General features: G+C 66.5%; 15 protein-coding genes. 6 read left to right on the top strand and 9 right to left on the bottom strand.

What is annotated here, in order from left to right; all coding sequences use genetic code 11:
- Nucleotides 1-9: 9 nt before the first annotated feature.
- The gene (locus G6N56_RS13070) at nucleotides 10-660 is read right to left on the bottom strand and encodes a TetR/AcrR family transcriptional regulator (RefSeq protein WP_085255810.1); all 651 of its coding nucleotides are present in this window, start codon (nucleotides 658-660) and stop codon (nucleotides 10-12) included.
- A 240-nt stretch (nucleotides 661-900) separates the two neighbouring features.
- Between G6N56_RS13070 and G6N56_RS13065 the strand changes: the two genes are divergently transcribed.
- Complete coding sequence (locus tag G6N56_RS13065; RefSeq protein ID WP_085255811.1) at nucleotides 901-2,076, top strand: acyl-CoA dehydrogenase family protein; 1,176 nt, start codon at nucleotides 901-903, stop codon at nucleotides 2,074-2,076.
- Here G6N56_RS13065 and G6N56_RS13060 read toward each other — a convergent pair.
- The 8 genes from G6N56_RS13060 to G6N56_RS13025 all read right to left on the bottom strand — a co-directional run bounded on the left by G6N56_RS13060 (nucleotide 2,073) and on the right by G6N56_RS13025 (nucleotide 8,116).
- Nucleotides 2,073-2,336, bottom strand: a complete 264-nt coding sequence (locus G6N56_RS13060; protein ID WP_085255812.1) for a DUF4190 domain-containing protein — start codon at nucleotides 2,334-2,336, stop codon at nucleotides 2,073-2,075. The genes G6N56_RS13065 and G6N56_RS13060 overlap by 4 nt on opposite strands.
- A gap of 110 nt (nucleotides 2,337-2,446) precedes the next feature.
- On the bottom strand, nucleotides 2,447-3,250 hold the full coding sequence (locus tag G6N56_RS13055) for an acyl-CoA dehydrogenase family protein (protein ID WP_085255813.1): 804 nt from the start codon (nucleotides 3,248-3,250) through the stop codon (nucleotides 2,447-2,449).
- A gap of 1 nt (nucleotide 3,251) precedes the next feature.
- The gene (locus G6N56_RS13050) at nucleotides 3,252-4,349 is read right to left on the bottom strand and encodes an acyl-CoA dehydrogenase family protein (RefSeq protein WP_085255814.1); all 1,098 of its coding nucleotides are present in this window, start codon (nucleotides 4,347-4,349) and stop codon (nucleotides 3,252-3,254) included.
- Nucleotides 4,346-4,771 (bottom strand): nuclear transport factor 2 family protein, encoded by a 426-nt coding sequence (locus tag G6N56_RS13045; RefSeq protein WP_085255815.1) that lies wholly within the window; start codon nucleotides 4,769-4,771, stop codon nucleotides 4,346-4,348. The genes G6N56_RS13050 and G6N56_RS13045 overlap by 4 nt, the downstream gene beginning before the upstream one ends.
- Nucleotides 4,755-5,975, bottom strand: a complete 1,221-nt coding sequence (locus G6N56_RS13040; protein WP_085255816.1) for a metal-dependent hydrolase family protein — start codon at nucleotides 5,973-5,975, stop codon at nucleotides 4,755-4,757. The genes G6N56_RS13045 and G6N56_RS13040 overlap by 17 nt, the downstream gene beginning before the upstream one ends.
- A gap of 3 nt (nucleotides 5,976-5,978) precedes the next feature.
- Nucleotides 5,979-6,311, bottom strand: coding sequence for a hypothetical protein (locus tag G6N56_RS13035; RefSeq protein WP_085255817.1), 333 nt, complete (start codon nucleotides 6,309-6,311; stop codon nucleotides 5,979-5,981).
- Complete coding sequence (locus tag G6N56_RS13030) at nucleotides 6,286-7,572, bottom strand: aromatic ring-hydroxylating oxygenase subunit alpha (protein WP_085255818.1); 1,287 nt, start codon at nucleotides 7,570-7,572, stop codon at nucleotides 6,286-6,288. The genes G6N56_RS13035 and G6N56_RS13030 overlap by 26 nt, the downstream gene beginning before the upstream one ends.
- A 4-nt stretch (nucleotides 7,573-7,576) precedes the next feature.
- On the bottom strand, nucleotides 7,577-8,116 hold the full coding sequence (locus G6N56_RS13025; RefSeq protein ID WP_085255819.1) for a carboxymuconolactone decarboxylase family protein: 540 nt from the start codon (nucleotides 8,114-8,116) through the stop codon (nucleotides 7,577-7,579).
- 446 nt (nucleotides 8,117-8,562) lie between these two features.
- On the opposite strand from G6N56_RS13025, the gene G6N56_RS13020 reads away from it, so the two are divergent.
- From G6N56_RS13020 to G6N56_RS13000, 5 genes are all read left to right on the top strand, one after another.
- Complete coding sequence (locus tag G6N56_RS13020; RefSeq protein WP_085255820.1) at nucleotides 8,563-9,861, top strand: amidohydrolase family protein; 1,299 nt, start codon at nucleotides 8,563-8,565, stop codon at nucleotides 9,859-9,861.
- Nucleotides 9,862-9,973: 112 nt separating this feature from the next.
- On the top strand, nucleotides 9,974-11,140 hold the full coding sequence (locus G6N56_RS13015; protein WP_085255821.1) for an acyl-CoA dehydrogenase family protein: 1,167 nt from the start codon (nucleotides 9,974-9,976) through the stop codon (nucleotides 11,138-11,140).
- A gap of 147 nt (nucleotides 11,141-11,287) precedes the next feature.
- Nucleotides 11,288-12,436: a thiolase family protein gene (locus G6N56_RS13010; protein ID WP_085255822.1), complete on the top strand. Its 1,149-nt coding sequence runs from the start codon at nucleotides 11,288-11,290 to the stop codon at nucleotides 12,434-12,436.
- Between the two features lie 98 nt (nucleotides 12,437-12,534).
- Nucleotides 12,535-13,143 carry a TetR/AcrR family transcriptional regulator gene (locus tag G6N56_RS13005; RefSeq protein ID WP_085255823.1) on the top strand — a complete coding sequence of 203 codons (609 nt, stop codon included), beginning with the start codon at nucleotides 12,535-12,537 and terminating at the stop codon, nucleotides 13,141-13,143.
- Nucleotides 13,140-13,655 carry a hypothetical protein gene (locus G6N56_RS13000; RefSeq protein WP_085255824.1) on the top strand — a complete coding sequence of 172 codons (516 nt, stop codon included), beginning with the start codon at nucleotides 13,140-13,142 and terminating at the stop codon, nucleotides 13,653-13,655. The genes G6N56_RS13005 and G6N56_RS13000 overlap by 4 nt, the downstream gene beginning before the upstream one ends.
- The last annotated feature ends 114 nt before the right edge of the window (nucleotides 13,656-13,769 follow it).

The following is a 13,769-nucleotide window of genomic DNA, read 5'->3' as shown; positions in this document are numbered from 1 at the left end:
GCTTGGTGGCTAGCCGACGAATCCGCGTGAGCAGAAGTCCCACACTTCGTCCGCTGTGATGGGATGGACCGTCGCGTCGTCGGAGCCGCCGCTGGACTGGGCGATGAACATGACGGTCTGCATAGTCATCGCCGCCATCCGCTTCGGGTTGACGCCGGCCCGCAGCGCACCCGCGTCGCCGGCCGCCTCCATGAGTTCGGTCAGCAACGTCAGCAGCGGAGCGTGGGCCACCTTGACCTCGGCTGGGTGCGTGACCAGCAACCTCGGCGCGAAGTCCGTGAACAGCGGCCGTTTGGCGGTGGGATCCGGTCGCGAAGCTTCGTAGAGCAGCTCGACGGCCACCTTGAGCCGCTCCAGCGGATCCTCGTGGCCTTCCGTCGCGGCGCGGATCTGGTCGGCCGAACGGCTCAGGGCGTCCTCGAAAAGCGCCAGCAACAGCTCGTGCTTTCCGTCGAACTGCAGGTAGAAGCTACGCAGCGACTGGCGGGAGCGGTCCACGACCTCTTGTACGGTAAAGTCCGTGCTGCCCTTTTCGATGATGATGGCCTGCGCCGCGTCGAGAAAGCGCTGAACCCGTTGTGCTGCACGCAGTTTCGCGGTCTTGATCGACCGTTCCACGGCGCGCTGCTTCCAGGCCGGTTCTTCGCTAGGGCTTGTCACGGCCGGCTCGCTTGATTGCCGCGCAGGGAGAACATGGTTGGACTCTACCGGAGAACGCCGTGACATCGCTGCGCTCGACCCCCTCACGGATGATGTGCCGGAGATTGTAACTTTCCTCGCAAGAGAAGACTATTCTCTTAGACACGTGTATGGAAGCAAAATCCTAAAGAGCGAATCGCGCCGAGGGTGGAAACCCGTTTCCGTCAGCCTCCCGCCGGCGCTGCCGATTGGGGGACCGCCGTGCAGCTGACGTTCGACGACGACGTGGAGGCGTTCCGCGCTGAATTCGTGGCGTTCCTCGACGCTCACCTACCCACCGAGGCCGGGGCGGTCGATAGGCCCCGGTCGAGTTCGCACGTGCCGGACTGGGCTCGTCGTTGGCAGCGTCAGCTGTTCGACGGCGGATGGCTGGTGCCCGCCAACCCACCGGAATTCGGTGGGCGCAACGCCACGCTGCTGCAGCAGTACGTGTACATGGAAGAACTTGGGCGTCGGCGCATCTATCAGAGCTTCAACCCGCAGGGCGTGGGAATCATTGCGGCATCGTTGTTGACGTTCGGTACGCCGGAACAGAAGCGGCGATGGGCGGTCCCCATCCTGCGCGCGGAAATGACCGCGTCCCTGGGAATGAGCGAGCCCGGCGCGGGCTCGGATCTGGCGTCGCTGAAGACCCGGGCGGTGCTCGACGGTGATCACTTCGTGGTCAACGGACAAAAGGTGTGGACGTCCGGAGCCCATGACGCCGATGTGCTGTTGACCTTCGTGCGCACCGACCCGACGGCGCCCAAACACAAGGGCATCAGCGCGTTGCTGATCCCCACCGACACACCTGGAGTGATGCGCCGGCCGTTCGCCTCGATGTGTGACGACGACGAGTGTGACTTCAACGAGGTGTTCTTCACCGACGCCCGAGTGCCGACCGGGAACCTGGTGGGCGAGCTCAACGGGGGCTGGCGGGTCGCGACCGGTTCGCTGGGCCACGAGCGCATCATGCTGTGGACGGGGTACGTCGACCTGCTGCGCGAGCTCACAATGGATTTCACCCCGTCGGGGCCGCTGGAACGCGATCGCCATGCGGCCCTGGTGATGGACGCGTACGCGCTGCGGCTGCTGGGCTCGGCGGCGCTGGCGCGGGCCGCGCGCGGGGAGGAGGACATACCGGCCCAGTCGGTGCTGAAGCTGTTGGGTTCGGAGGCCTTGCAGCGCGCGTCGGAGGACGCGCTGGACGCGGCGGGAGCCGACGGGCTCGTGCACCGCGCGGTCACCGCCCCCTTCGCGCCGTTGAACCTCGACAGCCACTACCGCAGCTGGTTCGACCGGTATGCGCGCACCTTCGCGGCGACCATCGCAGGGGGCACATCGGAGATCCAGCGGAACATCATCGCCGAGCGGGTGCTCGGCCTGCCGCGGAACTAGCGGGAGTCCAGCCAGGAGTAGATACCGATGGCGATGACCCCCGCGACAATCGCGACACCGCCCAATATCATGCCCGCCAAGGCGATTCGGGGGTTGTTTGCCTCGCCACGCTTTACGCGCCTGCGGGCGAGGTCGCCGGTCACCACGGCCGCGACGCCCAGGGGCACTCCGAGCAACAGCCAGCACGTCATGAGTGCGACGAGGGCCAGGATCAGGGAAGCGACACCGAACTGGTTCTGCGGCGCGTCGGGGTCAGTCATCTCGTCCTGTCCTCTCGGTGGCGAGACGAGTCTACGTGGACGCGGGCGTCACAGCGGGTGGGCCAAATGTCGGTCCGCTGCCACGCGGTGGCACAGCCACGGAAGGGACCTCACAATTGCGCGACCCGCGGCGCGAAACCCTTGACGTGCAACGTTCTTCCCGCCTCACGCGTCAAGTCGCGGGTGCTACCCAGCAGGCCGTCCAAGACCAGCGACCGCTTGACATGGCGGTGCAGTCGATGCTCGGCGGTGAAGCCGATGCCGCCCAGCACCTGCTGGCAGTGCCGCGCGGCCGTCAGCGCCGCCTGGCCGGCGGCTGCCTTTGCCAGCAGCGAAGCCAGGCCATCGTCCGGCTCGGCACCGGCCACCTCCAAGGTGGCTTCGGCGCCCTCGATGGCGACGAGCGTTTCGGCCAGCCGGTGTCGAACCGCCTGGAATGAGCCGATGCGCCGCCCGAACTGAACCCGGTCCACGGCATGCTGACGCGCTAGCGACAGCATGGCCCGGCTGGCGCCGACCAGCCACCAGCCCAGCGCGCGCCGACCGGCCGCCAGGGCGGCGGTGGGCAACGGCTCTCCCTGTGGCACAGCATGTATCGGCAGGTCACCGTCCAGCGACGAGCCCGCGACGTCGCCGTGTGCCCACAGCACCCAAGACCCACCGGTGAACGGTAGCGGCCGAGTGCCCCCGGTGGTGGCTCCGGCCGCACGCAGCACGACGTCATTGAGGAGGGGAGCGTGCGCGCCGGTCTCACCGAGCAGCCGAAACACCAACGGAATCGCCCATTCCGGAACCTCCTCGAGCATGTCGCGCCAGCCCAGATCGTTCAGCGCGGCGGCGAGCCCTGCACCGGACGCCGTGGTCATCGTCGTGCGAAGCGAGTCGGACAGCAGGTGCAGCGAATCGGCATCCATGTCATTCCTTGCCGAGATCGAGCAGCCGGCGGGCGATGATGTTGCGCTGGATCTCGGCGGTGCCTCCGTAGATGGTCGCGGCCCGGGAATACAGGTATTCCGAGCGCCACCGCGTCTCCTCGAGCTCGAGCGTGCCGGGGAGCAGGTCGCGGACGGTGTCGTAGAGCCGTTGCTCGGCGGTGGCCAGCAAGACCTTGTCGATGGACGTTTCCGGACCGAGGCGCGCCCCGTCGCGTAGCCGGTGTTGCGTTCCGCGGGACCGGCAACGCAGCGTGTGCAGTGCCAAATACGTTGCCCCGAGCGCGGACTCGTCGTGGTCATCCGCCTCGGCGATGAGTGCGTCGAACCGCGAGTACAGGTAGGCGATCCGCTGCCAGAAGCAGGTGGAGCGCTCGTAGGGCAGCAGGTCCATCGCCAGCCGCCAGCCGTCTCCCGGTTGCCCCAGCATCCGGGTGGACGGAATCACCACGTCGTCGTAGTAGACCTCGCAGAACTCGTCGACGCCGTGCATGGTGCGCAGCGGCCGGACCGTGATGCCGGGCGTGTCCAGGTCGACGAAGAATGCGGTGATTCCGTCATGGCCGTCATGGGCACCGCCAGTGCGCGTGAGCAGGATGCAGCGAGTGGCGAACTGCGCAAAGCTGGTCCACACCTTCTGCCCGGTGACGATCCAGTCCTCCCCGTGGGGAACGGCGCGGGTGGTCAGCGAGGCCAGGTCGCTGCCCGCGCCCGGTTCGGAAAAGCCCTGGCACCACTGCTCGCGGCCGCTGAGCAGGCGCGGCACCATCTCGGCCGCGAGTTCGGCCGGCGCGTAGTCGATCATGGTGGGAGCGAGGACTTCGAGCATCGAGTAGGGACCGGGCTCGGCCAGGCGGCGGCCCACCACCTCTTCGCCAACGATCGCCCGCAGGACCCCGGGCCCACCCAGGCCGCCCACTTCGACCGGCCAGCCGTACCGCATCCAGTCGGCGTCGTAGAGGGCGCGGTGCACGCGGGCCAGTTGCCGCATCTGGCCCGGCAGCGAGTGGTCGGGGCCGGGTGTCAGATCGTTTTCGTTGAGCCACGCCCGCAGACCGCTCCGGAACGCCTCGACATTCACGAGTCGCCGGCGGGCCGCCCGATGGCGTGGGGTCGGCCGGAGTCGTGCACGCCGCTGCGGCGAATGAAGGTCATGGCACGGGTCTTCAGTCGCCACCCGTCGGGGGTGCGTGAGTAGGTGTCGCGGTAGTAGCCGATCCGCATGTCGTGCGTGGCATGGTCGATGAAGCACAGCGGCTGGGTTCCAATGGCCGCATCGCCGTCGAGGTCGATGGCGGCGGTCCCGGTGAGAAACAGGCCTTTCGGCGCCGCGGCGACCAACTCGGGAAACCTGTTGAGGCTGTAGGTTTCACCGAAGGCGCTGTAGGTCCCGTCCGGCGTGAAGACGCCGACCAGGCCGTCGATGTCTTCCTGGGTGATGGTCACCGCGTAGCGGGCGAGCAATTGTTGGATCTCGACCAGGTCCTCAGTTCTGGTTGGCATAAACCTTGCCGCCTTTCATCACGAAGCTCACCCGCTGGGTAACCGTGATGTCGTCCAACGGGTTTCCCGGTACCGCGACGATGTCGGCGAGCTGATCCGGGGCCAGCCGGCCCCGGTCGGTGCAGTTGATGAGTTCGGCGGCGGTCACGGTGGCCGCGCGCAGCACAGCTAGCGGCGGCAGGCCCCAATCGACCAGCGTGACGAGTTCGTCGGCGTTACGACCGTGCGGAATTGCCGGCGCGTCGGTCCCCACGGCGATCTTCACGCCGGCGCGATGGGCGGCCAGTATCGAGGTGCGCGCCCTGGGGAACATCTCGGCGGCCTTGGCCTGCAGAGCCGGGGGTGCGTGCGAGACGTCCATCGCGTCGCCGTCGGCCAGCCGGCGGGTGCTCACCAGGAAGGTGCCGTGCTGGACCATCATGGCGATCGCGCCGTCGTCGATCAGGAAGCCGTGTTCGATGCAGTCGATGCCGGCGGTGACGGCGTGCCTGACGGCGTCGGCGCCGTGCGTGTGCGCGGCCACGCGCAGTCCGCGCCGGTGCGCCTCGTCGACGACCGCACGCAGCTCCTCATCCGAATAGTGCTGTGCACCAGGAGGTCCCGTCAACGACATCACCCCACCCGAGCAGCACACCTTGATCAGCTCGGCGCCGTGCTTGATCTGGTAGCGCACCGCCTTGCGAATCTCGTCGACGCCGTTGGCGATGCCCTCCTCGACCGTCAGGTCCAGCACGTGCGGGGCGAAGGCGGCGAACATCGTCGGGTCCAGGTGCCCACCGGTCGGCGTGATGGCGTGCCCGGCGGGCACGATGCGCGGCCCGTCGATCCAGCCGGCGTCGATGGCGTTGCCGAGCGCGACGTCGAGCAGGTAACCGCCGGTCTTGACGAACAGGCCGAGGTTGCGCACCGTGGTGAACCCCGCGCGCAGGGTGCGGCGGGCGTTGCCGACCGCGCGCAGTACCCGCGTCGGGGGGTCGTCCTGGACCTGAGACAGACCCGGCTTCTCGCCGCGCCCGCCCATCAGGAGGTTGACCTCCATGTCCATCAGCCCGGGCAGCAGGACTTGGTCGCCGAGATCGATCAGGTCGCCCTCGACCTCGCCGCCGACACCGACGATGCGGTCACCCTCGACACGCACGACGCCGGGCCGCAGTATCTCACCGGCGTCGACGTCGAGGAGTCCGGCGGCCTTGAGCGTCAGCACCGTTCAGATCACCGGTTCCCGAATCAGCTCCACCCAGGCCGCGCCGCTGTCCGGGACGCGTGGCTGCTTCCACGCCTCGATCGGAAACGACACCATGATCAGCGACTGCATGATGTGCATGAGTGTCCTCGCGTCCTCGGGCAGATCGTCGAGTGGGTACTGGTCACAGTAGGCGATCGCGTCGTTCAGGCGGGGAAACGCGACATCGTAGAACTGCTGCATCTCGGCCATGGTCGAGGCCAGCCGCTTGGCGTAGCGCTCCGGCTCGGTGGCGAGGTCCCAGTCCAAATAGGGCTCCAGGTCGGCGAATTCAGCGGGCAGCGACGTGGTGGCCATTGTGCTGGTACTCCTTCACGTAGTCGCCCGCCACCTTGTGCAGATTGCGGAGCAGGATCTCCTGATCGCACAACGGGAAGTCCGTGACGACCTTGGTGCCGATCATGGTCTGGGTCGCTTCGAGGGTGTTGGCGTCCTGCAGGGCATATTCCTTGAATGTCACGGCAGCTAACTCCTGGGCCAGCCGTTCCCGCGCACTTTTCGGTGGCACGAAGTAAAGGCTGCACTCAAAGATGTGCCTGTCGACCGCCGTTGGCCAATAGTGGTAGGTCAGGAACCAGCCCGGAGCCCACAGCAGCAGCATGAAATTGGGGAAGAACACGAAGGAATCGATGCCCCACTGCTTCGCTCTCGCCGGGTTGACCCCCGGTGGCAGCTCATCCAGGCCCTCGATGTCGGGCCGGTCCCACGGGCCGAACAGCCCGCTGCGCAGCACCCGGTCCATGGGCTTGACCATGTTCAGGTCCGCGGGCGGGGACTGGCCTCCCCAGGTCGAAATCATCGAGTGCGGGCTGGCGATCTCGTAGTGCAGCGCCTCGAAGCCGTACTTCTGAATCTTGGCGGCTTCTTCCTTGGTGTACTGACCCTGATGCAGCACCGGGGCGTGGTAGAACTCGACGAAGGCGTCGATGAACAGCTTCCAGTTGCTGCCGACCTCCGCCCGGTACGAGTACACCTCGGTCATCTCGTGGAAGGGGTAGCCCTCGAGGCCCTTGGCCATCGGCCCGAGGTAGTCGGCCAGCGGTTTCGCGGTCTGGTCGAAGTTGATGAAGATAAACCCCTCCCATTCCTCGCAGCGCACCGGCACCAGGCCGTACTGGTCCTTGTCGAGGTCGAAGAACTCGTCCTCCTGCTGGACGAAGGTGAGGTCGCCGTCGAGGCTGTACCGCCACGCGTGGTATTTGCAGGTGAACTGGCGGCAGGTGCCGGAGGTTTCCTGGTGCGGGAAGTCGTTCCACACCAGTTTGTTGCCGCGGTGGCGGCAGACGTTGTGGAACGCCTTGACCGAGCCGTCCTTGGTCTTGACGATGATCACCGACATCCCGGGGCCTGCCGACGGCAGCTCCTTGGTGAAGTAGCTACCGGCGCGGGGAAGGCGCTCGACCCGGCCGACGTTGAGCCAGGTCCGCTTGAAGATCGCCTCGCGCTCTGCCTCGAAGTGCTTTGGATCGATCGAATCGGTGTAATCGACCGGCGCGGTGCCCAACTCGGGGTAATGCTGCGTCCAGCTGCCCTCCGCCGGCTTCGTGAAGTGGGGCACGTTCCTACTCTCCTTTGTGGTCGCGCTCGACCTCGACGCCAAATGTGTTGAGCGCCATCGCCAGCGCGGTGTAGCCGGCGATGGTGAAGACCAGGTCCATCCGCTGCCGCTCGTCGAGCCGCCCGCCCAGGACGGTCCACGTCTGATCCGACATGTTGGACTTTTCGTCGAGCTCGTCGACCGCGGCGAAGATCGCGCGCGTGAACTCGTCGTTGGACTCACCGGATCGCGCGTCGGCGATCTCGGACTCCGACAGCCCCACTTGGCGGGCGATCATCACGTGGTGTGTCCATTCGTAGGCGCAGCCGCGTCGGTGAGCGACCCGCAGGATGATCTGCTCGCGAACGCGCGCGGGCAGCGTAGAGCTGGTCAGCAGGTATCCGCCGAATCCCAAGAACGCGCGGGCCAGCTTCGGGTGTCGCGCCAGTGTCGACATGAGGTTGCCGGCGTCCCGGGGGTTGCGTCGTTCCGGCGGCAGCATGCCGGACAGCGACCGCTCGACAGCCTCGTCCCACTCATCCGTGGGCAGCGGCCGCACGCGCATCCCGGTCTCCTCTCGCCCGCATACTCTCACACAGAGAGAACTAGATTCTCATTTCTGACTAACAGATTTGCATGAATTGGACCGCTGGTCAATCCTGACGGGCCGCCGGAACGGCTGGCCCGCATGGCGGCCCACCGTCGGGGCGTACCCCACGGGCGACGGTCGCATGCGGCCGGCCTGCCAGCGACGATGACGCCTGCCGGTCTACGGGGCGCCGGGCGCTGGGCTTTTCCTTTGCGTGTCCTCCCTTAACGGCGACGTATTCGCGGCAGGGGGCCGAGCCGCCACCGGGTCCGGCAGCCCGCCGCGTGCCGCGCTGGATGTTGATTCTCACTTCGCGAGAAGATAGTTTTCAACTGGTGATCTGGGCTGCGCGGCGTTCGGAGGCTGTGTGGGAGCCAATGGATTCGACGGAATCGATGCAACCGACTGAGAGGTAACCGGCCATGAACAAAGAAGAGATGATCCTAATCAGCGTTGACGACCACACCGTCGAGCCGCCCGAAATGTTCAAGAACCACCTGTCCAAGAAGTACATCGACGACGCGCCCCGGCTGGTGCACAACTCCGACGGCTCGGACATGTGGAAGTTCCGGGACACGGTGATCCCCAACGTGGCCCTCAACGCGGTGGCCGGCCGGCCGAAGGAGGAGTATGGGCTGGAACCGCAGGGTCTCGACGAAATCCGGCCGGGCTGCTACAACGTCGACGAACGTATCAAGGACATGAACGCCGGGGGCATCCTGGCCTCGATCTGCTTCCCGTCTTTTCCGGGCTTTGCCGCCCGGCTGTTTGCCACCGAGGATCACGATTTCTCGATAGCGCTGGTGCAGGCCTACAACGACTGGCATATCGACGAATGGTGCGGCGCGTACCCGGCGAGGTTCATCCCCATGGCGATACCGGTGATCTGGGACGCCGAGGCGTGTGCCGCCGAGGTGCGTCGGGTCGCGAAGAAGGGTGTGCACGCGCTGACGTTCACCGAGAACCCGGCGGCGATGGGCTACCCCAGCTTCCACAACGAATACTGGAATCCGTTGTGGAAAGCCTTGTGCGACACCAACACCGTGATGAACGTCCACATCGGATCCTCGGGCCGGCTGGCGATCACCGCGCCCGACGCGCCGATGGACGTGATGATCACGCTGCAGCCCATGAACATCGTCCAGGCGGCCGCGGACCTGCTATGGTCGCGGCCGATCAAGGAGTACCCCGACCTCAAGATCGCGCTGTCCGAGGGCGGCACCGGCTGGATCCCGTACTTCCTGGAGCGGGCCGACCGCACGTACGAGATGCATTCGACGTGGACACATCAGAACTTCGGCGGCAAGCTGCCCAGTGAGGTCTTCCGAGAGCACTTCCTGACCTGCTTCATCAGCGACAAGGTCGGAGTCGCGCTGCGCAACATGATCGGCATCGACAACATCTGCTGGGAGGCGGACTATCCGCACAGCGATTCGATGTGGCCGGGCGCGCCGGAGGAATTGTGGGACGTGCTCTCCGTCAACAACGTGCCGGACGACGAGATCAAGAAGATGACCTACCAGAACGCAATGCGCTGGTACTCGTTCGACCCGTTCACGCACATCACGCCTGAGCAGGCGACTGTCGGCGCGCTGCGCAAGGCGGCCGAGGGGCACGATGTCTCCATCCGGGCGCTCAGTCACCACAAGGACGCCAGGTCGGGATCGTCGTTCGCGGACTTCGCGGCCAACGCAAAGGAACTCACCGGCAACAAGGACTGAGACAGCGCCAGCGCCCCGGCGAGCAGACGCAAAAGCGCCCAATTCGTCGGCGTGTCGGGGGCTTTCGCGTCTGCTCGCGCTGAAAGGAGACCCCGCGGTGCCCGGCAATGGGATGAACTTCGAGCTGACCGACGACCAGGAGCTGATCCGCCGGTCCGTCGCGGAGCTGGCCCGGAAATTCGACGACCACTACTGGATGGAAAAAGACCAGGCGCACGAATTTCCGGCCGAGTTCTATCAGGCCATCGCCGAGGGCGGATGGCTGGGCATGACGATTCCGACCGAATACGGGGGCCACGGGCTCGGGATTACCGAGGCCACGGTCTTGCTCGAAGAGGTCGCGAAGTCCGGCGGCGGCATGAACGCGGCCAGTTCGATCCACCTTTCGATCTTCGGCATGCAACCGGTGGTGGTACACGGATCCGAGGAGCTCAAGGCCCGCACGCTTCCCCGAGTCGCGACCGGTGAGGTGCACGTCTGCTTCGGCGTCACCGAGCCCGGCGCCGGTCTCGACACGTCGCGCATCACCACCTTCGCCAAACGGCACGGCGACCGGTATGTCGTCAACGGCCGCAAGGTCTGGATCTCCAAAGCCCTGGAATCCGAGAAAATCCTGTTGCTGACGCGGACCCAAAGCTACGAAGAGGTTGCCAAGAAGACCGACGGGATGACGCTGTTCCTCACCGACCTCGACCGCAGGCGCGTCGACATCCGTCCCATCCGCAAGATGGGCCGCAACGCCGTCAGTTCCAACGAGTTGTTCATCGACAACCTGGAGGTGCCGGTCGCGGACCGAGTTGGCGAGGAGGGCAAAGGTTTTCAGTACATCTTGGATGGCCTGAACCCAGAGCGCATGTTGATCGCCGCCGAGGCGCTCGGGATAGGCAGAGTGTCGCTGGACAAGGCGGTCAAGTACGCCGTCGACCGCGAGGTGTTCGGCCGGCCCATCGGCATGAACCAGGGCATCCAGTTCCCGTTGGCGGATTCGCTGGCCCGCCTCGACGCCGCCGAACTCATGCTGCGCAAGGCCACCTGGTTGTACGACAACGGCAAACCCTGTGGGCGGGAGGCGAATACAGCCAAGTACCTGTGCGCCGACGCCGGCTTCACCGCGGCGGACCGGGCGCTACAGACGCACGGCGGGATGGGGTACGCGGAGGAGTATCACGTCGCGCGTTACTTCCGTGAGGCGCGGCTGATGAAGATCGCGCCGATCAGTCAGGAAATGATCCTCAACTTCCTGGCCTCCCATGCCCTGAAGCTGCCGAGGAGCTACTGATGCCCCAGGCGAACAGGGCGCGGCCGCGCTGACCTGTGCCGGCGGCGGATTTCGCCGTTGTGCGTAGGCCGCCTTCACGAAGCGACGTGAGCCGTCGTTTACTGGTCAGTGGGCAGTATCCAGGTCGGCGGGAATCGGAGCAGATGGATGCGTGAGACAGTCATCGTCGAGGCGGTGCGCACGGCGGTCGGAAAGCGAAACGGCGGCCTTGCGGGCATGCACGCCGCCGACCTGTCCGCGGTCGTTCTCAACGAAGTGCTGGAACGCACCGGACTCGATCCGGAGATCGTCGACGACGTCATCTGGGGATGCGTTTCGCAGGTCGGCGATCAGTCCAGCAACATCGGCCGGTACGCGGTCCTGGCCGCCGGCTGGCCGGAGAGCATCCCGGGCACCACGGTCAACCGCGCGTGCGGCTCCAGTCAGCAGGCGCTCGATTTTGCCGTCCAGGCGGTGATGTCGGGGCAGCAAGACGTGGTGGTGGCCGGCGGCGTCGAGGTGATGAGCCGCGTCCCGCTGGGTGCGGCCCGGGCAACCGGCATGCCCTACGGCCCGAAAGTGCTTGCCCGGTATGACGATTTCTCGTTCAATCAGGGTCTGTCGGCGGAGATGATCGCCAAGAAGTGGGGTTTTTCGCGCGGCCGGCTGGACGAGTACTCGGTGCGGTCCCACGAGCTGGCCGCCGCCGCCCAGGACGGCCGCGCCTTCATCGACCAGATCGTCCCGGTCTTCACCGACGACGGGTCCGTCGTGGCCGCCGACGAGGGCGTGCGGCGCGGCTCCAGCGTTGAAAAGCTCGCCGCCCTCAAGCCGGCGTTCGTCGACGGCGGGGTGATACATGCGGGCAATTCGTCCCAGATCTCCGACGGCGCCGCCGCGCTGCTGGTGACCACGGGGGAGATGGCCGTGAACCTGGGGCTGACGCCGATCGTGCGATACCGGGCCGGCGCTGTCACCGGCGCCGACCCGGTCCTCATGCTGACCGGTCCCATCCCCGCCACCGAGAAGGTGCTCAAGAAGGCCGGTGTGGCCCTGTCGGAGATCGGGGTCTTCGAGGTCAATGAGGCGTTTGCGCCGGTGCCGCTCGCGTGGATGGCCGAAACCGGCGCAGACCCGCGCAAGGTCAACCCGCTGGGTGGGGCCATCGCGCTCGGGCATCCGCTCGGCGCGTCCGGCGCGGTGCTGATGACCCGGATGGCGCACCACATGCGCGACCACGGGATCCGGTACGGGCTGCAGACGATGTGCGAAGGCGGCGGCACGGCCAACGCCACGCTGGTCGAGCTCGTGAGCTGATCCGACCACAAGACGTCGCGAGTGAGACCCTTGTCACACCCGGGAATCCAACTTACTGTGTGTTCACTAGGTTGGTTGACTCGGGACGAAGGGGTCCGGTGCCGGATACGCGGCGGTACGACACGTTGCTCGCCAAGGGCGAGGACCGCAAGCAGCGGATCCTCGAGGTCGCACAACGGCTCCTCGCCCGAAATGGCTGGCGCAATACCACGCTCGCCCAGATCGCCGGCGAGGCCGGGGTCACCCCCGCGGGTCTGCTGCATCACTTCGAATCGAAAGAGCAGCTGCTGCACGCGGTGCTCGACGCGCGCGACATCGACGACGACCTCCACGCCGACCGCTCCGGCGACCTGATCGGCGAGATCGCCCAGGTTGCCGATCGCTTCACCCGGGCACCGGAACTGATCGGCACCTTCACCGTGCTGCTCGCCGAAAACATCCTGCCCGACGCCCCCCTGCACGACCGCATGCTGGCCAGGCACCGGGCGGCGACGGGAATCGTCGCCGACCTCATCCGCCGCGGTCAGGCGGACGGCCGCTACCGCACCGACATAGACCCCGCCATCAAGGCAATCGAGATTCTCGCCTTCGTCCACGGAATGGAAACCACATGGTTGCTCGACCCTTCGATCCCGCTGACGGACGTGTTTACCCAGTACGCGGAGACAGTGGCACGGGACTTCGCGGCACCGCCGACGACGACATGAGATACCGCCTCGACGTCGTCGCCTCCGGCGTGGTCGACGTCGTCCGGTTCGCCGGCGGTTGGCTGTTCGACCGGGCGATGGCGGGATGGGACGTCACCGTGCTGCTCACCGACGTTTCCGGGCGCACCGACTCTCGGCCGCTGCAGATCCTCGGGGCCCGGGTGCTCGATCTCGACGAGGCCCTGGCATCGGTGGGAATTCGCCCGAAGCCGCAGGCGCTAGCGGCGGCGGCGGACCTCTTCGGTTGCGACTCCCGCGTCCGGCGGGGAGTGTTGCACGCCCTCGACCACGGCGTCACCGAGGTCACGCTGTGGGGCGAGACCTGGCCCGCCGAGCTCGACGGCAGCGTTGGCCTTGTGCAGCACCGGCTGAGCACGGCGGCGCAGATCTTCAAGGGGCAAGCGCTGAGCGCTGCTGCCGTGCTGCACGGCTCGATCGCGAGCGTCGAGACTTTTCGCAGCGGGCTGATGGCGTACCCGTCGGTGGCCGCCGATCTGATTCCCGCCGGCTGAGCGCGCCACCGCACGGTCGGCGCCCGCGGCGCCCGGCTGAGTTCGTTGACGGCCGACAGGTCGTGTGGAAATGTAATACTCATCTCTGAGAGGAACATTCTCGATATCCGAGAT

The sequence above is a fragment of the Mycobacterium saskatchewanense genome, assembly GCF_010729105.1.
Classification (GTDB): domain Bacteria; phylum Actinomycetota; class Actinomycetes; order Mycobacteriales; family Mycobacteriaceae; genus Mycobacterium; species Mycobacterium saskatchewanense.
This window is presented reverse-complemented; position numbering and strand designations above follow the sequence as displayed.

Coding starts and splice junctions, on each gene's coding strand:
- G6N56_RS13000 (WP_085255824.1), top strand. CDS start 13,140: ATGAGATACCGCCTCGACGTCGTCGCCTCCGGCGTGGTCGACGTCGTC.
- G6N56_RS13010 (WP_085255822.1), top strand. CDS start 11,288: ATGCGTGAGACAGTCATCGTCGAGGCGGTGCGCACGGCGGTCGGAAAG.
- G6N56_RS13045 (WP_085255815.1), bottom strand. CDS start 4,771: ATGCCAACCAGAACTGAGGACCTGGTCGAGATCCAACAATTGCTCGCC.
- G6N56_RS13035 (WP_085255817.1), bottom strand. CDS start 6,311: ATGGCCACCACGTCGCTGCCCGCTGAATTCGCCGACCTGGAGCCCTAT.
- G6N56_RS13015 (WP_085255821.1), top strand. CDS start 9,974: ATGAACTTCGAGCTGACCGACGACCAGGAGCTGATCCGCCGGTCCGTC.
- G6N56_RS13060 (WP_085255812.1), bottom strand. CDS start 2,336: ATGACTGACCCCGACGCGCCGCAGAACCAGTTCGGTGTCGCTTCCCTG.
- G6N56_RS13025 (WP_085255819.1), bottom strand. CDS start 8,116: ATGCGCGTGCGGCCGCTGCCCACGGATGAGTGGGACGAGGCTGTCGAG.
- G6N56_RS13055 (WP_085255813.1), bottom strand. CDS start 3,250: ATGGATGCCGATTCGCTGCACCTGCTGTCCGACTCGCTTCGCACGACG.
- G6N56_RS13020 (WP_085255820.1), top strand. CDS start 8,563: ATGAACAAAGAAGAGATGATCCTAATCAGCGTTGACGACCACACCGTC.